General features: G+C 43.7%; 16 protein-coding genes. 4 read left to right on the top strand and 12 right to left on the bottom strand.

Annotated elements, in window-relative coordinates:
* Positions 1-52: 52 nt before the first annotated feature.
* Complete coding sequence (locus tag ACTUJY_RS17325; protein ID WP_463617384.1) at positions 53-1,342, bottom strand: S8 family serine peptidase; 1,290 nt, start codon at positions 1,340-1,342, stop codon at positions 53-55.
* 226 nt (positions 1,343-1,568) lie between these two features.
* On the opposite strand from ACTUJY_RS17325, the gene ACTUJY_RS17320 reads away from it, so the two are divergent.
* The 3 genes from ACTUJY_RS17320 to ACTUJY_RS17310 are packed head-to-tail and all read left to right on the top strand — an operon-like array spanning position 1,569 to position 3,335.
* Positions 1,569-2,063 carry an RNA polymerase sigma factor gene (locus tag ACTUJY_RS17320; protein ID WP_463617383.1) on the top strand — a complete coding sequence of 165 codons (495 nt, stop codon included), beginning with the start codon at positions 1,569-1,571 and terminating at the stop codon, positions 2,061-2,063.
* Complete coding sequence (locus ACTUJY_RS17315; RefSeq protein ID WP_463617382.1) at positions 2,060-2,812, top strand: anti-sigma factor family protein; 753 nt, start codon at positions 2,060-2,062, stop codon at positions 2,810-2,812. The genes ACTUJY_RS17320 and ACTUJY_RS17315 overlap by 4 nt, the downstream gene beginning before the upstream one ends.
* Before the next feature lie 4 nt (positions 2,813-2,816).
* On the top strand, positions 2,817-3,335 hold the full coding sequence (locus ACTUJY_RS17310) for a CC0125/CC1285 family lipoprotein (protein WP_463617381.1): 519 nt from the start codon (positions 2,817-2,819) through the stop codon (positions 3,333-3,335).
* Positions 3,336-3,417: 82 nt separating this feature from the next.
* Here ACTUJY_RS17310 and ACTUJY_RS17305 read toward each other — a convergent pair whose 3' ends face one another.
* The 7 genes from ACTUJY_RS17305 to ACTUJY_RS17275 all read right to left on the bottom strand — a co-directional run bounded on the left by ACTUJY_RS17305 (position 3,418) and on the right by ACTUJY_RS17275 (position 16,307).
* Entirely contained in the window at positions 3,418-6,558 is a 3,141-nt protein-coding gene (locus ACTUJY_RS17305) for an error-prone DNA polymerase (protein WP_463617380.1), read from the bottom strand.
* 20 nt (positions 6,559-6,578) lie between these two features.
* A complete protein-coding gene (locus ACTUJY_RS17300) occupies positions 6,579-8,054 on the bottom strand; it encodes a Y-family DNA polymerase (RefSeq protein WP_463617379.1) in 1,476 nt (491 codons plus the stop codon).
* 11 nt (positions 8,055-8,065) lie between these two features.
* Positions 8,066-8,869 (bottom strand): translesion DNA synthesis-associated protein ImuA, encoded by an 804-nt coding sequence (gene imuA / locus ACTUJY_RS17295; protein WP_463617378.1) that lies wholly within the window; start codon positions 8,867-8,869, stop codon positions 8,066-8,068.
* A 287-nt stretch (positions 8,870-9,156) separates the two neighbouring features.
* Entirely contained in the window at positions 9,157-12,204 is a 3,048-nt protein-coding gene (locus tag ACTUJY_RS17290; RefSeq protein ID WP_463617377.1) for a WD40/YVTN/BNR-like repeat-containing protein, read from the bottom strand.
* Between the two features lie 30 nt (positions 12,205-12,234).
* Positions 12,235-12,987 (bottom strand): hypothetical protein, encoded by a 753-nt coding sequence (locus tag ACTUJY_RS17285; protein ID WP_463617376.1) that lies wholly within the window; start codon positions 12,985-12,987, stop codon positions 12,235-12,237.
* Between the two features lie 283 nt (positions 12,988-13,270).
* Positions 13,271-14,512, bottom strand: coding sequence for a DUF4124 domain-containing protein (locus ACTUJY_RS17280; protein WP_463617375.1), 1,242 nt, complete (start codon positions 14,510-14,512; stop codon positions 13,271-13,273).
* 133 nt (positions 14,513-14,645) lie between these two features.
* Entirely contained in the window at positions 14,646-16,307 is a 1,662-nt protein-coding gene (locus ACTUJY_RS17275; RefSeq protein WP_463617374.1) for a type IV pilus assembly protein FimV, read from the bottom strand.
* A 277-nt stretch (positions 16,308-16,584) separates the two neighbouring features.
* On the opposite strand from ACTUJY_RS17275, the gene ACTUJY_RS17270 reads away from it, so the two are divergent.
* Complete coding sequence (locus ACTUJY_RS17270) at positions 16,585-17,232, top strand: class I SAM-dependent methyltransferase (RefSeq protein WP_463617373.1); 648 nt, start codon at positions 16,585-16,587, stop codon at positions 17,230-17,232.
* Here ACTUJY_RS17270 and ACTUJY_RS17265 read toward each other — a convergent pair.
* The 4 genes from ACTUJY_RS17265 to ACTUJY_RS17250 all read right to left on the bottom strand — a co-directional run bounded on the left by ACTUJY_RS17265 (position 17,218) and on the right by ACTUJY_RS17250 (position 22,607).
* Entirely contained in the window at positions 17,218-17,700 is a 483-nt protein-coding gene (locus tag ACTUJY_RS17265; RefSeq protein WP_463617372.1) for a hypothetical protein, read from the bottom strand. The two genes, ACTUJY_RS17270 and ACTUJY_RS17265, sit on opposite strands and share 15 nt — an antisense overlap.
* Before the next feature lie 67 nt (positions 17,701-17,767).
* Complete coding sequence (gene prmC / locus ACTUJY_RS17260) at positions 17,768-18,640, bottom strand: peptide chain release factor N(5)-glutamine methyltransferase (RefSeq protein ID WP_463617371.1); 873 nt, start codon at positions 18,638-18,640, stop codon at positions 17,768-17,770.
* A 24-nt stretch (positions 18,641-18,664) separates the two neighbouring features.
* Positions 18,665-22,069: a M4 family metallopeptidase gene (locus ACTUJY_RS17255; protein WP_463617370.1), complete on the bottom strand. Its 3,405-nt coding sequence runs from the start codon at positions 22,067-22,069 to the stop codon at positions 18,665-18,667.
* Positions 22,070-22,091: 22 nt separating this feature from the next.
* The gene (locus tag ACTUJY_RS17250; RefSeq protein WP_463617369.1) at positions 22,092-22,607 is read right to left on the bottom strand and encodes an outer membrane beta-barrel protein; all 516 of its coding nucleotides are present in this window, start codon (positions 22,605-22,607) and stop codon (positions 22,092-22,094) included.
* Positions 22,608-22,639 lie beyond the last annotated feature (32 nt).

Genomic DNA, 22,639 nt, shown 5'->3' with positions numbered 1-22,639 from the left:
TTTTGATTTTTAAAATTACGATGGTGAGATATTACGAGATAAACACATTCAACTACTTAAGCCATCCAAAACCAAATACGGGATCTTTTCCAGGCTTGCCCAAATCCATAACCCTTTGCTGTAGCTTTTGAACGCTTTTTTCAAAAGGTATTGTTGCCAACTGGCACGCCAAATAAGCTGCAACAACAGGAGAAGCGAGTGATGTTCCGCTTTCAAAACCATACTCACCATTGGCTCTTGCTGTTTTTACCGAAACTCCGAATGCTGAATAGTCGATGTAATCGCCCTGGTTCGCCCATCGATAAATTTGTCCTTGATGATTCACCGCGGTCACAGCGATAACCCCTTCATAAGCTGCAGGAAACATTGGAGGTGCAGCCGGCCCTTCATTACCTGCAGCAGCCACCAAAACAATGCCACTGTTAACCACGTGGTTGATAACACGCTTAAGCATTCGATTATCGGGCCCGGTTAAACTGAGGTTGATCACCGGCACTTTTTGTTCTGCCATCCAATTTAAAGCGGATAATAAAAAACTCAGCGGAGCACCTTGTGAATAATCGTTGCGGGAATAAAAGACCGAAGCTGCAAATAACTCTGCCCTTCGTAACAGTGGCACAAGCTCCGCACTTTGACCGACTAATATTCCTGCGACAGCTGTTCCGTGATTTTTGGGCATACTTAAAGAGTCGGGCAAAAAGTTTTGGCGTTGAATAGAGGCCTGTTGAAAAGCGTCGTGCGTGTGTAATATATCCGTATCAATCATGCCAATTCGCGTTTCCGTGTCACAAAACGTACGAGAAATATTACGATCAAACGAAGCCTGTGCCGAATCACTTTGCGACGCATACACATGATTACGATCGAGCGTGTCTAAAATATGTTTGGGTAAATGTTTCGCTAAAACATCTCGACTGTCGAACGCACTTTCAACTTTAAAGCGTGTCAGTATTAAGCCGAGGCCTTTCATATCTTGCCTGGACAAAACACGCGCAGATAGGGATTGAAGATGCGTTAATTCCGATTCTGAGAAAATTCCAATCCATTCACCCGCAATGGCACGAAATCCCTTTTCAACTTCAACATCGACAAATAAAGTTTGCCCCAGCTTGTCAACCACCGGTATTTCGGCAGGAAGCTGATCCAACGATGTCGCTTGGCTCACCTTATCATTCAGCGACTGTGTCGTTTCAGTAACAGACTTCAGATTTCGCTTTACGTCATCCACCACAGGAGGTCTGATTGTCGGCAGGGTCACCTTTGGAGGTTTTACCAGTTCAGCAGCCATCAACCAATGACAACCGAACACCGAAAAACTGATAAGAAATTGCTTTAGATTCATACCCATAACTTTACTCACTTTCATTGCTACTATACTCGATCATAAGGGCTTCAAGTACCTCAAATCGACGAAATATGTGAACGGATTATCGCCCTGATGGTCGATTAATTAGTGAAAAAACACCTTGTGTTTCAATAAAATAACGTATGAGCAGAGAAAATATTCATTTTTTAAAGAATAAATTGGGAGGATGTTTCGTCTTCTTAGTGAGAGAAGAGGAAAAGTAATGATGAAAGAACAATTACAGACGCTTGTACCGATGATTCGGCGCTTTGCCTACTCCTTAACCGGAAGCTTGCACGATGCCGATGACCTGGTTCAAAACACCATTGAACGGGTACTTTCACGCGAATTACCCAATGATGTGGATCTCACCAAATGGTGCTTTCGGGTGTGTCGTAATTTATGGATCGATGAATACCGAGCCCGTAAAGTTCGTCAAAAAGTGGTGGATGTCCCCGAGTTGACCGAAAACCAGGTCATTGATGGCGAAAAGCACATTCATAATCAGCTAACGGTAAAGCAGGTTGTCGAGCAGATTGAGCAGTTACCTGAAGATCAACGCTCCATTCTTTCGCTGGTGGCCATCGAAGGCCTTTCCTACAAAGAGGCCGCAGAAACTCTGTCGGTTCCGGTAGGTACGGTTATGAGTCGACTGGCAAGAGCCCGGCGCTCCATCGCCGACTGGATAAACACACAACCCGGAGGGGCTTGCGCATGACGATTACTGACCAACAATTATCGGCATTTCTTGATAGTGAATTGCCCGAAAATGAGATGGAAGCGATTCGCAATGCGATTGTAGAAGACGAATCACTGGCCGGTCGACTGGCGGAGCTGGCGTTAGTGGATAATTTGGTACAACAAAGCATTAAAAAAATTGATGACGTACCGATCCCTCAAAACATTTCTGAAATATTGCAAACGCCAACAAACAGCGAAAACGTGATTACTTTTCCCTGGTGGAAAACGGCAAAACAAAAACTGCAACAAGCGACGCCTCAATACGGAATGGCTGCAGCGATCACGTTGGTACTCGTCGGCGCACTATTAGGGCCCGGGATGTTTCATGTGGATACATCGCTAGAGCAACAACAATGGTCGATGGTTAGCGATGCTCTTAACAATCAACCCAGTGGTTTTGAAATCAGTCTCAATCATGAGCAATCCATCAAACCACGCATCAGTTTTAAAAACAAACAAGGCCAGTTCTGTCGACAGTTTCAATGGCATTCAACACAGGGCAGTAGTGAAAACATTGCTTGTTTTCAAGCGCAACAATGGCAACTGATTGCCAGCGTTAATACGGAAAAACGCAACAACGCTGAATATCAAACGGCGTCTGCAAATCGTTCGCTCGATGCTCACATCGATCGCATGATTGAAGGTAACTTTTTTAATGCCGAACAAGAAGCCAGCTTGATTCGTCAAAACTGGACCGTCGAAACCGAGTTGAAGAATGAGGAGTAACATCATGAAAACGTTTATCACCAGTTTAACCACACTGATTTTACTTTCCGCTTGCGCTTCGCAACCCGCTTATCGGCCAGCAACAGGCAGCGGATACGGTTATAAAGAAACCGCCATCAGTAACAACCAATATCGGGTTCACTTTAAGCTTCGAGGACAAGATGCCAACAAGGCACGCGACCTGGCATTACTGCGCGCCGCTGAATTAACATTACTTAAAGGATACGACTGGTTTGAAATCATTGAGCGCGAAACATTGGTTGAAAGAGAAAAACAGCCACAAAGTGGGATTGGAGTAAGTCAACGCACCAGAGTGACACGCGACTGTGGCTTATTAAACTGCACCACCCGAGTAGAACCAGAACGCGAATACCACATGCAAATGCATATGGGCGATCAACGCGATCAAATTGAACGCTCTATAGAAATCATGATGGGTAAAGGCATGCGACCGGATAATCGCACCACGTACAGTGCAGCAGAAGTTCGTGAAAATTTATCGCGCAGTTATCAAATCCCTTAAGTTTAGCGAATTCGTTGAATTGACCTAATGAAAACGCAGACGGTTTTTCTGCGTTTTCGCCGTTTTAAAATAAAGAGTGCGTTCAATGAAAATCACGCGACATGCGTTTAAATTGCGGCAATTGTTCACTGATGTCCTGAATGTAACCCGCGATCACATGCACAACTTTATGCTCACGTTCAATCGTGCCTTTAATCAATAGCAGTCGACTGCCAAGAATGGCTTTACGAAAGCGCTCCACTTTGTCTTTCCAAACAATAATATTCATATTTCCAGTTTCATCTTCTAAAGTTAAAAACAATACACCTGCAGCGGTACCGGGTCTTTGTCGACAAGTGACAACGCCAGCCACTTTCACAAATTGCCCCTGATGCATACGCCTTAAATCGGATGCCTTTTTACATTGAGCGACAGGCTGCGACTCTCTCAATATCGACAAAGGATGACGATTGAGTGTCAAGCCTGTGGTTTGATAATCCATCAGCATGTTATCGACTTCTTTTGGCGCAGCCAAAATCACATTGTCATTTAAATGGTCACTGTCTTCTTGCTCCATGGAAGAAAATAACGGTTTGCTTTCTTCCAAAGCCATGGCTTGCCACTGTGCTTGATAGCGGTGCTTTGAAAAACGCAATGTACTATTAGCACGCACCAAAGCATCGCGTTCGGTTTTATTCAACTCGGCACGCATGACCAAGTCGCGCAAGTTACCCCAGGGTTGTTTATCCCTTTCGTTAGTCAGACGTTCCGCTGCCTGTTGATTAAACCCTTTAACCAGGTGTAATCCTAAACGCAATGCCAATTGCTGCTGATGCTCTTTAATTTTATCGATATGCTCTTCCAGCCGGCCATGCCCAATAACTTCCAATGTGGAATACCATTCACTGTGATCCACATCAATCGGCAAGATCGTAATACGATGTCGTCGCGCATCCTGGATCAGTTGCGACGGCGTATAAAACCCCATCGGTTGACTGTTTAATAACGCACAATAAAAAGCGGCGGTATGGTGTCGTTTTAACCAAGCCGAAAAATACGCAAGAATGGCAAAACTGGCGGAGTGGGACTCGGGAAAACCGTAACTGCCAAACCCTTTCATCTGTTCAAAAAGTCGATTGGCGTAATCTTCGCTGTAACCGTTTTTTAACATACCGGCGATCAACTTTTCTTTAAATTGATATAAATCACCATTGCGCCCCCAAGTGGCCATAGCTCGTCGGAGCTGATCCGCTTCACCACCGGAAAAGCTCGCCGCCACCATTGCCAGTTGGATCACCTGCTCCTGAAAAATAGGAATACCCAATGTTCGCTCCAAAACTTTCTCGGTCGCTTTATCGGGATACTCAACCGGCTCAACACCTTCCCGCCTGCGTAAATAAGGGTGCACCATATCCCCCTGAATAGGCCCGGGCCTTACAATGGCAATTTCAATAACCAAGTCGTAAAAACGTTGAGGCTTTAAACGCGGTAACATACTCATTTGCGCGCGCGACTCCACCTGAAACACACCCACGGTATCGCCATTACACAACATGTTATAAACCCGAGGATCCTCTTTCTGAATATCGGCCAGTTCCCGTACATTGGAATACTGTGCTGTCATTTCCAACGCGCGGCGAATCATCGACAACATGCCCAGTCCAAGCACGTCCACTTTTAATAGCGCAAGGGCTTCAATATCGTATTTATCCCACTGGATCACGGTACGATCCGGCATGGACGCGTTTTCAACCGGCACCAAAGTAGCAATGGGACGATTAGTAATGACAAAGCCGCCGACATGTTGTGAAAGATGGCGAGGAAAACCTAAAATTTCCATCACTAAAAAACAAAAATTTTTCGCCATCAACGCCGAGTTCGAAAGTTGATTGGATTGAAAGTATTCACTCAATGCCTTTGGTTTATCCCACCAGGCCAACGACTTGGATAAATAGTTAACTAAGGCTTCATCAATACCCAAAGCTTTACCCACATCACGAATCGCGCTTTTCATACGATAAGTAATCACAGTCGCCGCTAAAGCAGCACGTTCTCGACCGTACTTTTTATAAATGTACTGAATCACCTCTTCACGTCTTTGATGTTCAAAGTCCACATCGATATCAGGCGGCTCATTACGCTCTGCCGAAATAAAACGTTCAAACAAAAGTTCACTTTTTTCCGGGTCCACCTCGGTAATCCTTAAACAATAACACACCACAGAGTTGGCAGCCGACCCTCGCCCCTGACATAAAATATTTTCTCTTCGTGCAAAAGCAACAATATCGTAAACGGTTAAAAAATAATGCTCATACTTTAATGTTTCGATAACCGAAAGCTCTTTTTCTAACGTTGCGAGTGTTTTTTCAGAAACACCATCGGGCCAGCGTTGTTTCACGCCGTCGTAACACAAGCTTCGTAAATAATCGATGGGTTTTAACTGCTTGGGGATCACTTCGTGTGGGTAGTCGTACTTCAAATCACTTGGCGAAAAGCAACAACGTTCTGCAATAGCATGCGTTTCTTCTAACAACAACAGTGGATAAAGCTCATTTAACACACTCAAATCACGCAAGTGTTGCTCTCCATTGGATAGCAATTCACTCCCCAATGACGGAATGGTTTTATTTAAACGTATAGCGGTTAAACAGTGTTGCAACGGCAAGCGCTCAGGGGAATGCATTAATACCCGGTTATGCGCCACCATCGGTAACTGAAACTCTTCAGCCAACGACAAACACTGACAATAAAAACGATAATCGTCATGATGCAGCAACCGATGAAATCCTATCCAGAGTCGCTGAGTAAAAATAGCATTCAATGCCACCAACTGTTTTTTCGCTTGTCCTTCTGACTTTGGGGGCAGCCAGATCGCCAACGCTTGCTCGACAAACCCTTCCAGATCAGAAAATTTAAGCTGATATTTTCCTTTTTCAGTACGACGTCGAGCGCGTGTAATTAATGATGAGACTTCTGCGTAAGCCTCTTTAGTCGGGCATAAAAGCAATAACTCCATCTCTTTTTCGGATGCAAAATCCACACGAAAATAAGCACCCACAATCAGTTTTATATCGTATTTTTCTGCTGCCACATGCGCACGAACAATTCCAGCAAAAGTACATTCATCGGTAATCGCAATACCGGCATAACCTTTTTCCTTGGCTTCACGAACAAGCTCTTCCGGGTGCGATGCGCCGGTAAGAAAAGTAAAGTTACTTTGTACAAACAGCTCGTAATAATTCATCACTTTCATGCCCATAAAAATCAGGCAAATACACCTTGAACAAACCAGCGTTTTTTTTCAGTGTCAAAAAATACCCAATAAAACACGCCATTTTGATGCTGAGCTACGTAATAATCGCGAACCACCTTTTTTTTCCACCAAAAATGTTCAATACGTTCCACTTGAGACACGATTGATAACTTACCATCCCAATATAAACCGTGCGGTTCATGCCCAATAAACTGAGGCTCAGGCAATAACCAAGCCGGACGCTCAGGCGTACATTCCCGATCAGTATTAGAAGATGGTTGGTTGGAATACAAAGCCCCCGCTTCAGCAACGTTAGCCGAAAACTTTGACGCCAACTCCGGCACACATTGATCTTTTTCAATTAACCCTACGCAACTGCCTTGCCCAAAACGGGCTCGAATTTTATTGGCAAAATGCAGATCATCTTTGAAGGTTTCACATTGCGAAAACAATGACGCTTCCGTCGTTGTTAAGTCGCTCAGCTGAACCGCTGATAAAACAATACGCTCAATAGGCCCTGTTAAACGGATCGACTCGAGTCGTAATCGCGTTAACTCCAAATAAGACGTCACATCCATGTAAGCATCCACCAGGAGCACTTCAAACTCTGTCTGTTGTCGATAACTGTCTTGCAGTTGCCAAGATAGGCACTGAGTCGTTTTTTGATAAAGCCTTAAAAATTGCAATAAGTCTTCCAGTAATCGACGCATAGGAAATAACAAAGCTTGCTGATGATGAATGACATCGATAAATTCCAGCGACTGTTCAAAGGTAATGTCCGGTTGAAAGCACGTTTGTACGTCTGGCAAGTCTCCCGTTAGCTGCTGCAAATAACGCACACAATCACGACCTAATCGTTTTGCCAGTGCGCGCTCTGATAACTGGTAAAGCTCACCGACTGTTTTAAGCCCAATGGCAGACATTTTTTGATGAATAGCACCGTCTAGTTGCAACTGTGCTAGCGGTAAAGCATAAAGTGCTTCCCGAAAACGATCTTGCTCAAAATATTGTTCGTCCTCATCCCACAATTGAGTCGAGTCACCGAGAGGTGAAAAAGAAAACACCTCCGCAGCCTTGGGAGTAGGTCCTATTGCCATGGCAAAAGACATTGCCTGCTGCAAAAAACAGGATTGCAATGTTTCCAACAAATTTGTCAGGCCATGAAACAAACTCAGGCTGCGACCAATTTCGATTAACAGGGCATTCGGTCGCCACAACGTCAGCACCGGAGAAAATGGGTAAGCCAATAACGCCATTTTTTTAAGCTGCAGCCACTCTTGTTCTGGATTACGTTCAACGACTTTTAACTCATCGCATACCGCATAACCGGTCGATACACTTTGTCCGACTCGAACACCCTGTTGATGAGCGATAGCGTTACAACAAATAATGTGTTGTTGCTCGCTAACCGCAATCGCTTGTTTCAAGTCAGTATCAAGCCACAAAGCCTCCAACGGCAATAAGGTAAAACGAATGCACAGCCACATTGCTATTCTCCTTAATGGGTTAGAACCTGTTTGTGAGTTTCAGCTGCGGCCTGCTCCATTCCAGCTAACCAGCGCTTCAGTTCTTGAGCCGCAGATGAAGCTTCAGAGCCCAAAGGTGTTTGCTTTTGCTGAGAATAAAACACCGGCCAGTCACAGGCAGGTAACGCACTCCAGTGTTGTTGCTCCGGCCATAAGTTCAGCGATACGTGTTGTCCACTCCAACCGCCCGCCTGTTTAAGCACCGTTATGTGACCTTCTCCATTTTGCTGCATGGCTAATTGAAGGCGTAACCGTGCCGGTGACGGGTGCACCGACGCCCTGTCGCTGCGCAATACAATGCCCCAAGACTGCGCCTGCCGCGCAGCCACCGACAATTTACGCAGCTCATTTTTGTAAGCGCCCGCTCCTGGCAGCCAGATAAGTACCACCGAACAGGCTTTCGAGATCAGCGCCTGATAGGCTGACCAAACCTGTTGCTCAAGCTTGGAAACACGAACCACCAACAGCCGACTAAGCGCTATCCCCAACTTGTTCATTCCTGGCGCATAAGGTAGAAACGGGGGATTGATCCACACCTGATAACCGGCTTGTGAAGCCAGGTGCGTTAACAGCGGGGATAATAAACGCAGCTCTCCAACACCATTGCCGGTCAGTAATAACTCACTTAAAGCCCCCTGCGGCCAACCGCCATCGTGTAGCAAGGCATCAAGCCTGGCAAAACCGGTACTCGCCACCGGCCGTACTGCCATTACACTTGATGCCTGCCACAACGCAGGGTTATTCAGTAATTGGTTTAATGAGTTTTTTGATGACACTGGACTACTTTGGCGATAACAAACAACAATAACTACTTATATAAGTAGCATTTATTCAAGTGGTTATCCAGCTCTTTTTAGGGGTGAAAAGCTAAATGCTTGAAAGTGGGTGATTTTTAGTTGGGCGGGTAATGGTGGAGTGGCCGGCCTTAAAAACGCAAAGGCAATAGAGAAGAAACAGGTGAAAGAACGTGCGGAGTAAAGTGCCAACGTACTAATACAGATTTATAAAAAAGCGACCTCAAAGAGGTCGCTGGAGTTTTCAAACGATTAATTCATGACAACGATTATTCCATGACAAAGTCATCGAAGCTTTTAAGGGCAACTTTCAAGTCCGATTGATTACTCAATTCATTTTTGTAATGCAACTTAAGCTCCGCAAACTTTTGCTTGGCCAGGTTAAACTCTTCTTCCAGCAAAGTCATATTATTCAGCTCGGCTTCCGAAGGCGCCACAAAGCCAGCGGTCACTTTGCTGTACAACTCCGCCAGTTTTTCACGCAATTCCGGCTCAGCAGATCCAACATAGTTATCTCCGGTAGTGATCACCAGACTTTTCTTGAGCTCAATCAGTGATTGCTTGAAAGGATTCAAACGTTCATTGTCATCACCGATAGCAGCAACATGTTGATCCACCTGATAAACAAAATAGGCCAGATCCTGCGTCATATCGTAAAGCTTCATGGTGGTATCTTGTAAACGACGACGCTCGCGGCTGGATAACAATGAGCTTGGATCGTTTTTCAATTCGATCTGTGTCTCGTAAGTTTGCTTACCTTTCGTTAATACCACTTTGTAAGTACCCGCTTTTGCTCTAGGCGAAGTAAATCCACCAAAAGAGAACGTTTTACCCGTCGCAATTTTCGGTGGTTTTAAATGATAATCCCAACTGACGACATTGATGCCTTTCGATTTTCCAACCGGCAGATCAGCCACTTTGTTGCCCGCTTCATCAAACACCTTCATTTCCATTTTTCCAAAGATGTGACGCTTTTTCAGGTAGTACGTAATTTTTGCCGAACGGTTCGGATTTTTGCCCACAAATTGAGTTTCCCCACTTGCGCCCCCAAAACCGCTCTCTTCTCGAATGATGGTTGGCTTAGTACTAAAAAAGTGAACGTCTTTTTCCAAAACTTCCGAATTCAATTCACGCAATGGGCTGATGTCGTCAAGAATAATAACGCCACGTCCGTGGGTCCCCATAACCAAATCGCTGGTGCGATTGTGCATTTCAATATGATGTACCGCAGTGGCAGGCATGTTATTAGTAAAACGATACCAATTATCACCACCATCAATCGTAATGAACAACCCAAACTCGGTACCTAGGAACAACAAATCCGGGTTAACAAAATCCTCCTGAATACTGCGAGCAAAACCATAGAGATTGTCTTTTGCTAACGACTTCCACGTTTTACCGTAATCACTGGTTTTATACACATAGGTATTCCCATCATTAGCGGTATGGCCATCAAAAACAGCATAAGCCGTGGCTTTATCGTGGCTACTTGCTTCTATATGGTACACCCAGGTGTTTTTCGGTAAGCCTGAAATGTTACCAACAACATTACGCCAGTCGTCTCCGCCATTCGTGGTTATTTGAACGTTGCCATCATCCGTTCCAACCCAAATCACATCGTCGTCCAGTGGTGACTCTGCAATGGTAAAAATCGTCGAATGGTTTTCAGCGCCAGAGTTGTCTTTTGACAAGCCTCCAGAATCGAGCTGATTTTGTTTGGCAGGATCGTTCGTCGTTAAATCGGGTGAAATTTTTTCCCAAGTGTCACCCATATCATCCGATTTATGTAAAAACTGACTGCCAATATAAATACGATCCGCTTCGTGCTCGCTTAACGCAATCGGCGCATTCCAATTAAACCGTAAATCCGGATCACCTTTTTCCGGTAACGGTTGAATGGTTTTGGTTTGATTACGTTCAACATCGTAACGCCAAACATTTTCGGCGCCCTGCATTTCCGAATAAATAATATTCTTTTTGCGATGTTTCAGAACACGGAATCCATCACCATAGCCAACGGAATTCCAGTCTCTCGCTTCGATACCGCCCGGCGATTGTGACGGTCCATACCAAGAACCGTTGTCTTGTAAGCCTCCGTACACGTTGTAAGGTTCTGCATCATCAAGACTGATATGATAAAACTGGGACACCGGCATATTTTCAACCATTTCTAACGTTGTACCGCCATCCCAAGAGCGATATACACCACCATCGGTTGCCACATACATACGATCGGAATCGTGGGGGTCAAACCAAATGTCATGAATATCAGGGTGCATGTTGCCCAAATTGGTAAACGTTTTACCACCATCACGACTGATGGAACCCCGCAACCCGCCTTTAACAACCACATCGGGATTTTTAGGATCAACGACAATCCGAGAAAAATAAAAGGGACGTACAACCAGACCAAAATCGCCGTTTAAATGCTGCCAGCTTTTACCCGCATCATCGGAACGATAAAGGCCTTTGTCTTCGTCTTTCTCCGTTTCTAAAACGGCGTATAAGCGATTGGGTTGAGAAGGCGCAACCGATACGGCAATTCGGCCAAGCTTACCCTCCGGAAACCCGTTATGAATTTTATTCCAAGTTTGGCCACCATCGGTTGACTTGTACAAAGCACTTTGATTACCGCCAGAGTTAAATGACCAGGCGGTTCGACGAAACTCCCACATCGCCGCATAAAGAACATTTGGATTTTTCGGATCCATGATCAGATCATTACAACCGGTGGACTGATCGAGATACAGCAACTGCTTCCAACTTTTCCCACCATCGTTCGACTTATAAACACCGCGTTGATCACTGTCGCCCCACAGAGCTCCTAACACACCTACGTATATTTCGTTGCTGTTTTTAGGGTTAACAATGACGCTGCTGATCCTTTCCGATCCTTCAAAGCCCATTTTTTCCCAATTCAATCCGCCGTCTTTTGAGCGGAATAAACCATCACCGACCGATACGCTGTTGCGTGTCCAAATTTCACCCGTACCAACCCAAATCGTATGATCAGGATCATTCGGATCCACTTCAATGGCGCCAATAGATTGTGGGTGCTCATCGAAAATCGGTTGAAAGGTTGCGCCACCATTTGTGGATTTCCATACTCCGCCACCAGCAGCACCCGCATAAATCACCCGACTGTTCGATGGATGCCCTTCCAAGTCACCAAAACGTCCACTCATTAAAGCAGGACCAATATGACGCGCCTGGAGATCGCCGAACAACGTTTTACCCGATAATTTGGCAGCGTCGACAACCGGCGCTGCCAGAGCAACCGTCACGCCGACCGCTGCCCCCAACAGTGTTTTTTTCATATTGTGACTCCTATTTAAAAAGGATCCTGATTATTTTTGCTCCGGAAAAACGAACTCCGCATCGGCAACTTTTGGATTCAACTCATAGGACTCGATTGTCATAGGCGTCTCTCCCTGACCTTTAATGCCTTGCGTTAAAGTAAAAGGAAAGTAAAGCCCATCAACTTCTTGGTAGTCACTCATTTTAATTTGCTGGATCATACCTTTACTTTGACCGCGCTTTATTTCACTTTCAACCATCAATGGGATCATCGCTTCAGTATCAAAATAATAATACGAAACATTGGCTACTTCTTTACCTTCGACTTGGATCGGCTCAAGTTCTACTTTCACTTTATAGGTTTCTGCACCGTCAACGGTTTCTTTTCCCATCAACTCCAGGGTATAACCTTTTTCTTTGTAGTTTAAAAACACATCTGGAAAATCATTAACATCGAGCTTTCTATTGTGTGTTGCTTCCGCTTCCGATTTTTCAGCCTTCATAGTCATAAAATTGATGTTCCATAGTGTTTCACCATCAAATACACCCTGCTTTATTTCCTTACCTTGAACCGAAAGTTTGTTGTACTGTTTGCCCGAAGCGAGCTGAACGATCTCCATTGGAAATTTTATTTGCCCCTGCTGAAAAGTCCCTTTAATTTTAATCCCTGTTAAACTGGCTAGCTTATCGGCACCACCAATATTTTCATGGTAAGTGGAAATTATTTCGTCAACATTAACAGCTTGTGCCAACATAGAGCCCGAAACCAGCAAAGAAGCGGCCAAAGTTTTCATGAATGTCATTGTGTTTTCCTATTTTGGTGAAGGTGTGGTGTGACACCGGTTTATTATGGTCGCCAACATGCTAAATCAGTCATATTGGCACTCCCAGTTTCCAATTGCTGTAGATTTGCAACAAATTATGTCGTTAACTGTTCACAAAACACATCAACGAGCAATTGTTCGCCCTAGTCTTTCATCACCATGGAATATTACAGAGAAATATCAATCAACACTTTTACAAATCGTTCTGAGCATTAAATAAACCCTCAATGGTAAAAAATAAACATTTAAATCCGTAATACGATTATTCATAGATGGAGCTACAAGCCATAGAAGCCATAATAGCTTCAGGAAAACTACCGAAGCACTGCCACTGCACATGACTGTGTCTTAAGTTAGGTTTGAAAGAAATAAAACCATGCTCTTCAAAGTCAACATACGCGGTAAGCGTACCATCCGCTTCCAATTGCAAGCGTTTGATACCATAGTTTTCAAGGTACTCCGGGGCTCCCAGGTTTTGCAATTTCATTACATCATCCGGCCAAGTTCCTTCTCGCATATAATATTCCAGCAAAACCATTTTCGCGTTTCTCATATAACTCATTACTTTTGCTATTTTGGCTTTGGTCATGTAATTGCTTATTCCAATGCCCGAAAAAAAAGAAGAGTCGTTGCTGTTTTCTTCACGAGATTGGCTTTGTAAATGAACAACAAACTTTGGATCTGCCAAAAGATTGGTAGCGGCACCTTCTAAAGCACTCAGCACACCATCTGCTACTGAGTGTGTCTCAACCCAAGGAGAAGTACTGAACTCTGTTTGAGAACGAAATAGCAACTTGTTTCCACTGCTGTTTTGAATCCACCAATTAATTTTGAGATACACCTGAAAACGTCGAAACTTACTCCAACCAAACTGTGTTGGATCGTATCCCGAACGAGGTCCTTTTTTACGGTACTTTTCCGGTGATGAATAACACACTCTCAAATCGAGCGCATGAATTTCCAAAAACAGTACATTAATTGGACGCTTTTTAAGTTTATCTGCCAAACTTGCGTAATCAGAACTAACCGCTTTGTAACCTTTCTGATTTAACGTTTTTGCGACTCGATAAGACCACAATGACTCATGAGGCAACAACCTCGAATGTTTACCATTATTAATGAGATTGTTAAATTCTATTGCGGTAGGTGAAACGCAGTTTTCACCAAAATAATAATACCCTGCCTTACCTGATTTACGCACAGCATCTGCAAATAAATCAGGGCGAGTCACCACCCAAATGGTGGAAGGAAAAAGATCCGGCGCCGGTGGTATTGGAGCAAGGTTTTCGCTGCTTGAAAAATGCGACTCAGCGGATAATTTTTGGCTGGTATAATCGTGTTGAGAAGGTGGCTTATCGGAATAGTGCACTTTTCCTTTTTCATCAACCCACCGATATAGCTTATCAGCAGCATCGAGTGGAACGGCACTGAAACTCAACAACGCTAAACAAATATTGATACGAACCAAGGCGTCAAGTAGCGGCTGAAACAGGTTCCGGAACATGTCACACTCTAGTGCTGAATAGATTATCGATAAGATACAACAAACAAAGGGCCATCAGCTATGCTAATGGCCCTTGATTATAAGTAGCCATCTCAAAAAATTTCTTTGTGATGGCTTCTAGTTGGTAATTAACTTAGGAAACTTTCTTATCCCATAAACCTGAATCGACATAGTTGAGTTCATCTTCAACTTGCATTTCTGACTCAGAGTTGCGTAATGCATCCAATTCTTCCGGCGTCAGTTTGCCTTCCATATCATGTTTGACATGTTCATCAATGGCTTTTTGGATCCAACTTCTTAATTCTTCTAACTCATTAACAAAATAACTGTTACCAGCAAACTGTATCAGTTTGGAATTAACAACCGCTTTCGCCAAGTCGTAACGTCCGTGCTCAATATAAAGTTCAGCGGCCGCTTTTAACTGAGTAATTTGTTGTGGTACTGAGTAAATGCTGGGTAATGGCAAGTCTTTAATTTCTGGAACACGCAAATGTTTTTCACGTTCAATATGAGTGTCAGCTTCATCAAATACCTGTTGTATTTTGATTAAATTGCGACGTGAAGAAAAGCGTCCCATCAATTTCATTAAGAATAAGAGTAAGGCGCTACCTGCAAGTAACCCCGTCCAAAAATTCCACCAACCTGGGGTCGTGACTCGGTCATCGCTTACCTTTGGTTGAGCACTAATAGGCGCATCATTGACGAAAACAGAGTCTGTTGATTCTGTGGTTGTGAGACTCACACCAGGATGCCACTGCGCCTCAGCTGAAGTAGCAGATTGCGACGACTCCACTTGAGGTGTTTTATTAATCACAGGCGTTTTAAGAATTTGACTGGCCGCATCTTGTAATCGAATATTGCCCATCTGTTGTTGCAGTAACAATAACCGTTGCTTTAACTGTTGATTAGTCGCACGTGCATCTTGCAGCCGTTGTTGTTGCTCGGCTAACTCCGTTCGTAATGATTGTGTAAGTTCAGCGTTTTGCTCGGCTGTAACTTGACCCTCTAGTGAAGTAAGCTGCGGTGCACTTAAAGTTGGAGAAGACACACTGGGTAGAGTACCGGCTGTAGACTTAACGGAATCCGGATAAATGAAAGAGGCCCCTTCCATTAATTGGCTCGGATCACGATTCAAAAATGCGCCGGTATTACGCTCAAATAATATTGTCATTTTCTGCCGCAGCGAAACACCTTCCATTTGCCAGTTTTTCGCCAGAGCCCACAAACTATCGCCTCGCTCAACCAACCGACTGGTACCAGACGCATTTCTTACGCCCTGTTTCTGAGAACTGCCTGCCGTAATTCGTGAGGTCGGTAAAGTCTCTGGCGCTTTAGCAGTAATCGCCGTTGTTGTCTGAACCTTAGAAGTCGATTCAGATTCAACCGTTGAGGCTCTTACCGATTGCAATGAACGAGGATCGAGTAACAAAACCACTTGTTTATAAAGCGTTCCTCCAGGAAAGTCGACACGCACTACAATATCAACATAAGGCTCTTTAATTCGCCCCAATGTACTCAGTTCCAAAAAGTGCCCGCTCTGCTGCTGTAATACTCGAGCTCTCAGTCTGGGCATCACCATCGGATAAAGACTACCCACTCGTTCGTGAGCTTTTTCGTCAGCCAGCCGGGCTGTTAGCATTTCAAAGTCGAGAGGATCACCGTATAAAGGAATCAGTACGTTAAGGGGTTCATTAATAAATCCATTATTCTCTGCGTTTCCTAATCCAATAGCTAGGGAGGTAGATGCGCCGACCAGGCCAACCCCCAAAGCAATAGAGCGTGAAATTAACTGCATACATAACTCCAGCGATATTGTTGTGCCTACTGCGAAACCCTCTAAGGAGTTCCAATAGACGCCTCTGTAACAATTCTTTTCAGAGGCCCCTCAACTAACTATAGGAGATCCAAATGCAATCAACAGTAAGCTTTGATAACAAATATCCATAAATAAAATATTTTTGATTACTGATTAGGGTAGAATTTTACTTTCAAAATAAGGAAAATGTTTCAATAGAAAGAAGTTCGTAGTTTAGTGCTTTGATTTTTATACACTTTATTTGAGGGGATAGGTTTTGCCAGAAGTTATTGAGTTACCCGAAAACAATTTATTTAATGTATTCAATATCATATTGCTGGAAAACAAACACCGGCTGGTAAAACAGCTGAAGAGTTGTTATGAGCCCAACGTACATGGCCATAAAACCTGGGCTTCCAGCTACCTGTTAATGGACTATTTTCAAACTCACAATGTTTTAAAACGAACATCCGATGTGCTGGAACTCGGTTGTGGTTGGGGAGCCGCCGCCATCTATTGTGCCAAGAATGGTGTGCGTTCTGTAACGGGTCTCGATGTTGACGAAAATGTCTTTCCGTACTTGGAGGTTCAAGCGGCACTTAACGATGTTTCAGTTAAAAAGCTAACGCGCTCATACGATAAACTGACCAACAAGCAGCTTTCAAAATATAACTTGTTGATTGGCGGCGATATTTGCTTTTGGGACGAGCTGGCCGAAATGCTTCGTAAAATGATAATGCGCGCATTTAACGGAGGTGTGAAACGCATCATTCTGGCCGATCCGGGACGAGAACCCTTTTTAAACCTTGCTGAAGCCTGTAACGATTTTGCAAAAGTCGAGTTATGCGAATGGTATGTGTGCGACCCCGAGTACTACGAAGGTTATGTGCTTGATTTAAAGCCTAAAAAGTTAAAACAAAAGTAAACTGACTCGTAAGCCAGGGCTTTGCTTTGGCTTTTGCCAATACTTCACCCCTTCAATAAATTGGTAAACGCGACTTTGAATTTTAGACGGCGTTTTCTTTTGCTGGTTTAGAAAGCGCCAATAACTGCGATAAGCATTTTCCGCTTCCAGCTCAAGCAACTCTTTGTACTTATGTGCAAAAGGAAAATGACTCCACTGCTCTAATTGGGAAAAACATAATCGATAATAGTGTTCAGCCAAATGCTTTTTACCTGCTAGCGCGGCACTGTAGGCCGTATTTTGACAGCCTAATACAAAACATCGAATGGTACAGGCATCCATCTTGGTTGGCTGAGTTAAGTGGCGTTGAATTGTATCTACCGCTTTTTCAAAACACACCGCAGCTTCTAAAAACTGTTTACGGTGAAAATAATCATCACCTTTTAGTATTTGATGCTCCCATTGTGCCAACCCTTTTGCATGACTCATCACAGACCGACCACCTTATTGATAATGATTATCATTTATATTTTAAATGCGTTGGTCTGTCAAGCCCTCAATCGTGAGTGTGCCATCCTTCGGTAAAACGATCCTGTTGGCCATAATCCTGATGAGTGCGTACCTTTTGAAACCCGGCGCTCCGAAATAACTTTTGAACCGGTAATTTTTGGTTGTAGCCGTGCTCTATCAACAAAGCACCGCCCTTTTTTAAAAAGCACCGACTCTGATCTGTGATGGTAGAAATGTCTGCAAGTTCATCGACACCAGCAGTCAAGGCAGACAAAGGCTCGTAAGGTAAATCACCCTGTTTTAAATGTGGATCATCATGGGCAACATAAGGTGGATTGCTAATGATCACGTCGAATTGCAAACCGGAAGGTAATGGCTCAAACCAGCTACCAAGATAAAAATGAAGGTTCAAATCGAGCTTTTGTCCATTCTCTTGCGCAACCGCCAATGCGCCGGAAGAATACTCAATGGCGTAAACTTCCGCATCCGGTCGTTGATGTTTTATCGCCAAAGCAATCGCGCCGGTTCCGGTGCCAAGATCAAGTACTTTCGGACGCTCAATACTTTTCAATAACGCCAACGCACGCTCCACCAGCAATTCGGTTTCCGGCCTTGGAATTAAAGTATCGGGCGTCACCTTAATCGGTAACGAAAAAAATTCCCACTCACCCAGTATATATGCGACTGGCTCACCTTTAATTCGACGATTGAACAGTTTTATTGAGTTGCTGAGTTGAGCTTCGTTCAATGCTTGGTCTGCGTATGCTCGTAACGACGCCCGGTTTATGTTCAACTCATGACTCAGCAAAATTTCGATATCCAGGCGGGCGGTGTCCGGATCGGGAAAAAGAGGTTGAAAGTATTGCGAAAGTTGAAGAGGAGAAATGGGCATAAACAGCAGCGATAAAAAAAAGGGCATCTTACGATGCCCTTGTTGGTGTTATCAAGCCTTTCGTCGGAATGCCAGTAATCCTAGCATTAACAGAAGGTAATAGATCGCACCACCGCTTTCGGTCCAGCGACTGCCGTCGTTCGGGAAAAGATCGGCATTATCATTGACACCATCGCCATCTGAGTCTGCACTCTTTGGATTAGTGTGATAGATATTGATTTCATCACCATCGGAAAGACCGTCACCGTCGGTATCGGCTAGCAAAGGATCCGTACCATAGGTATCCACTTCTTCACCGTTGGTTAGCCCATCGTTGTCAGAGTCCATATTCGGAGCAACGAACATAAACGAGTCAATAGAAACGCGATCAGTGACCGTCGATAAGTAAGTGTTTTTACTGTACTCCAAACGGATCGTATGCTCTCCAGATGCTAACTCAGTAGAAACCAACTCACCGGCAAAAACACCACTGTATTCAGCTCGTAACTCATCGTTAACATAGAGCCGGAAGTAATCCATATCTTGCTCAGTATCGGAGTTCAGATGGAAGCTTAAGGTCCCGGCATGGAACACATCCATAAACTCGATAACCGCCGATTTATTATTAGAAATAGGATCAGCAATCAATCGACCGTTAGCAACATTCCAAGTCTCAGCAAAGTTTGCGGCTTGAGTCCAGCTTTCGTTTAACGCTCCACCAAAGTGATTGATAAAGTAAGCCTGTGCATTGGGAGTACTCGCACCGTTATCCATTTCGCTTTGATACTTAGCTTCTGTTCGATTATCAAAACCATCGGCATCCAAGTCTTCAGTACCATCATTTGCATCCAATGGATTGAGTCCAACACTCAACTCCAAACCATCATTAATGGTATCCCCATCCGTATCGGACGCACTCGGATTAGTGAAATGTGTATTCAACTCATCGGCATCGGAAAGACCATCGCCATCGGTATCGGTTTGAGTCGGATCCGTGTAAGCGTTGTACTCTTGTAAATTGGATAAACCATCACTGTCTAAGTCACCGTCGACATCAGACGCATCGTTAATGTCCAGGCCATAAGTGATTTCCCACTCATCAACCATGGAATCACCATCAGTATCCGTCGCCATTCCGGTATAAAACACGTTGTCGATCCAAACACTATCGTCACCCGAGCTAATACTACCGTCTTTCGCATAAGCAAAAGTGATGACATGCTCACCCGCAGTAATCGGAACAGAGACCTGTTGCCAATCTTTTTCGCCAGACTCCGAAAACACCTGTTCGTAATCAATGTACAAACGGAAATAATCCCATCCCGATTCGGTGGATGTTTTCAGATCAAACGTTAAGAAACCGTCTTCGGCTTGAGCCATTAACTCAACCACAGCCCACTCACTGTTATTAATATCAACACTTTGTGCGCTATAGGTTCCACCGGCAGCGTGATTGTCGGTAATTTCAAATCCGTCATTAATGCCCGGATACAGTGTAAAGTCCGGCATTTCCTGACTTTCAAAATCGTAAATTAAATTACGATTAATGTAGTTAACAACTGCAGGATAACTGGTTTCATCATTTGGATCCGTCGACGCCACATACTCTTCTAAATTCGAGTAACCGTCTTCGTCCGCATCAAGTGCACCATCGCTCGCCAACATAGGATTAAGCCCATTGGCAACTTCCCATCCATCAGGAATTTGGTCATCATCTGAGTCAGAGTCATCAACCAAAGTACCTATATTGAGGTACTCATCACCATCGGATAAACCATCATTATCGCTATCTTTGTCTTTCGGATCGTAGCCGCGTATAAACTCGATTTTGTTGGTAATGCCATCGCCATCAAAGTCAGAGTCGGCGTCACTAGGATCGGTAGGGTCAAAACCGTAAATCAGCTCTTTGATATCCGACATATTATCGTTGTCTTCATCTACCGCGGCATTTTGACACTCAGTACCAACCGTTTGTGTTGCAACGTAAACCGCTAGCCAATCATACTCTAAGTCGTTAGCCGCATTTATCAATCCGCAAGCACCATTTGCAAAGGTTTCACTAGGCGTCCAATAAGCTTGATTGGCTAAAACAAATACATCAAACGCTTTTTTCGGATCCCAGCCTTCCATATTCGAGAGCAAATAATACGCTCGATTAAAAAGCCCACTACTGTAATGAACATTGAGGCCATCATAGTATTCTGAGTAATGGTCGATAGAAATACCGTCATTAGAAGGTGTTTCAAAATAACGCAACCCACCTTCGCTTTTCATAATATCGCCACCAACAAACCAGTCTACTGAACCCTTCCAGTAATACTCACCTGCCTCACCGGCGATATCCGAGAACGCTTCGTTCATTCCTCCAGACTCGCCACTGTAAATCAGATCGGAGTTAAAATCGGTAAACCCATGACTCACTTCATGAACAGAAACATTAATATCAACTAATGGATAAAATGTGCTGGCACCATCACCAAACAACATTGCTGAACCGGTCCAATAAGCATTTTCATGACTTGAACCGTAATGCACTTTCATTGACAACTGAAATGGAAGAGGCGCTGTGTTGTACCAGTCATCAAACATATCAAAGGCAACATTTCCAAAATAGAAGGCATCATTAATGGGCGAGTAAGCACCGTTAATTTCTTTATAGGTATTTTCTGAACAATCAAATGAAAACGGTGTATTAATGCTGGAACTCGTAGAGTGATTCAGATCGACTGCACGAACATTTTCATTTTCTAAAACGCACGTAACTTCATCATCCGTTGTAGCGTTTAATGCATCATAGTCAGTGCCAAACTCGTAGCGACCAACCTTTTCGTTACCACCCGGCCCAGTCACGTCAAAATGTTGAAGCGCGTTCCAATGCTTTAACACGGCACCATTATTTGCGTCCACAATAAACATATGACGAATCAAATAACCACTTGCGTCATGTGCCATAATTTCAACGTGATACGCTAAATGCGCCTTCTTCAGTTTTTCTTCAAAATAAACAACCAACTCAGCTTCTTCACGACTAAAGTCAGTTAACTTACCGAGTTTAGTTTCAGCTTTCTTTTTCACAGAAGAAAGAATGTCAGTTTTCGCTAATTTAGGTGAAACAGTGTTTCCTAAATCTTTATCGAGCTTAGTCAGTAAATTACCAGAATAATAAACATTACCACTGCGCTTATTTTCATGCGTGGTAATTTGCTCACCCCAAATTGGAACACCCTTATAATACTGTTGATATCGGTTATGGGTATTTCCTTTCGCATCAACCAACTGCTTAATGCTTTTAAAACTATTGTCTTTTTCTAATTTAAATTGATTCTTTAAAATATCTTGCTTAGATAAATTGGCTTGTTTATTCACATTTTCAAATGTGCTCTCAAATTGAGCGACACTGACTTTTTCCGCAGCCACAGCCTGATTTCCAGCAAAAAGCGCGGAGATCACACTGGTCCAAATTATTGTTCGTTTCATTCTTTAACGTCCTCTATTCTGCTTAAAACTCAAACTCAACACCAAGGTTATATGATGTCATTTCAACTTGGCTTTTATCGACCATTTGCTCGCCTGCCAAATAAAACTTTAGTTGAGGAGTTAAACTGTAATCCGCTCCGAAACTGTATGCGATATCACTTTCGCTTTGACCCATTTCAACACCGGCAGCTTTAGCGGTCATTTTTACTTTGTTGTAACCCAAAGCGGCAAAGAGATTGAAATCATTATCCGGCAAAAAGTCATACTTAACATAAACGCCCGCAAGGTAATCAATATGAACTTCAGGTTGAGGGTTCATCGCATCAACATCATCGTCGAACACTCCCACGCCGACTTTACCTATAACGGTTAAATGATTATTTATCGGATAGTTGTATAGCCCGGATAAGCTGTTTGATTGCGCTTCTAATGTTGAATCTTCGAAAGAAGTTTTATTAAACTCTACCGAAAAACTCTGCTCCGATAGAGCCGACAAAGAAGCACAAGCCAGTAACGAAGCTACTGCCATTTGTTTCATGTTTTCCCCTTTTTTTCAATCTATTGATAGGC

It is taken from the genome of Pleionea sp. WD8-19, assembly GCF_055326765.1.
This window is presented reverse-complemented; position numbering and strand designations above follow the sequence as displayed.

What these genes read in the sequence shown, in the direction of transcription:
- ACTUJY_RS17325 (WP_463617384.1), bottom strand. Translation starts at nt 1,342, where the DNA reads ATGAATCTAAAGCAATTTCTTATCAGTTTTTCGGTGTTCGGTTGTCAT.
- ACTUJY_RS17320 (WP_463617383.1), top strand. Translation starts at nt 1,569, where the DNA reads ATGATGAAAGAACAATTACAGACGCTTGTACCGATGATTCGGCGCTTT.
- ACTUJY_RS17315 (WP_463617382.1), top strand. Translation starts at nt 2,060, where the DNA reads ATGACGATTACTGACCAACAATTATCGGCATTTCTTGATAGTGAATTG.
- ACTUJY_RS17310 (WP_463617381.1), top strand. Translation starts at nt 2,817, where the DNA reads ATGAAAACGTTTATCACCAGTTTAACCACACTGATTTTACTTTCCGCT.
- ACTUJY_RS17305 (WP_463617380.1), bottom strand. Translation starts at nt 6,558, where the DNA reads ATGAATTATTACGAGCTGTTTGTACAAAGTAACTTTACTTTTCTTACC.
- ACTUJY_RS17300 (WP_463617379.1), bottom strand. Translation starts at nt 8,054, where the DNA reads ATGTGGCTGTGCATTCGTTTTACCTTATTGCCGTTGGAGGCTTTGTGG.
- ACTUJY_RS17290 (WP_463617377.1), bottom strand. Translation starts at nt 12,204, where the DNA reads ATGAAAAAAACACTGTTGGGGGCAGCGGTCGGCGTGACGGTTGCTCTG.
- ACTUJY_RS17285 (WP_463617376.1), bottom strand. Translation starts at nt 12,987, where the DNA reads ATGACATTCATGAAAACTTTGGCCGCTTCTTTGCTGGTTTCGGGCTCT.
- ACTUJY_RS17280 (WP_463617375.1), bottom strand. Translation starts at nt 14,512, where the DNA reads ATGTTCCGGAACCTGTTTCAGCCGCTACTTGACGCCTTGGTTCGTATC.
- ACTUJY_RS17275 (WP_463617374.1), bottom strand. Translation starts at nt 16,307, where the DNA reads ATGCAGTTAATTTCACGCTCTATTGCTTTGGGGGTTGGCCTGGTCGGC.
- ACTUJY_RS17265 (WP_463617372.1), bottom strand. Translation starts at nt 17,700, where the DNA reads ATGAGTCATGCAAAAGGGTTGGCACAATGGGAGCATCAAATACTAAAA.
- prmC (WP_463617371.1), bottom strand. Translation starts at nt 18,640, where the DNA reads ATGCCCTTTTTTTTATCGCTGCTGTTTATGCCCATTTCTCCTCTTCAA.
- ACTUJY_RS17255 (WP_463617370.1), bottom strand. Translation starts at nt 22,069, where the DNA reads ATGAAACGAACAATAATTTGGACCAGTGTGATCTCCGCGCTTTTTGCT.
- ACTUJY_RS17250 (WP_463617369.1), bottom strand. Translation starts at nt 22,607, where the DNA reads ATGAAACAAATGGCAGTAGCTTCGTTACTGGCTTGTGCTTCTTTGTCG.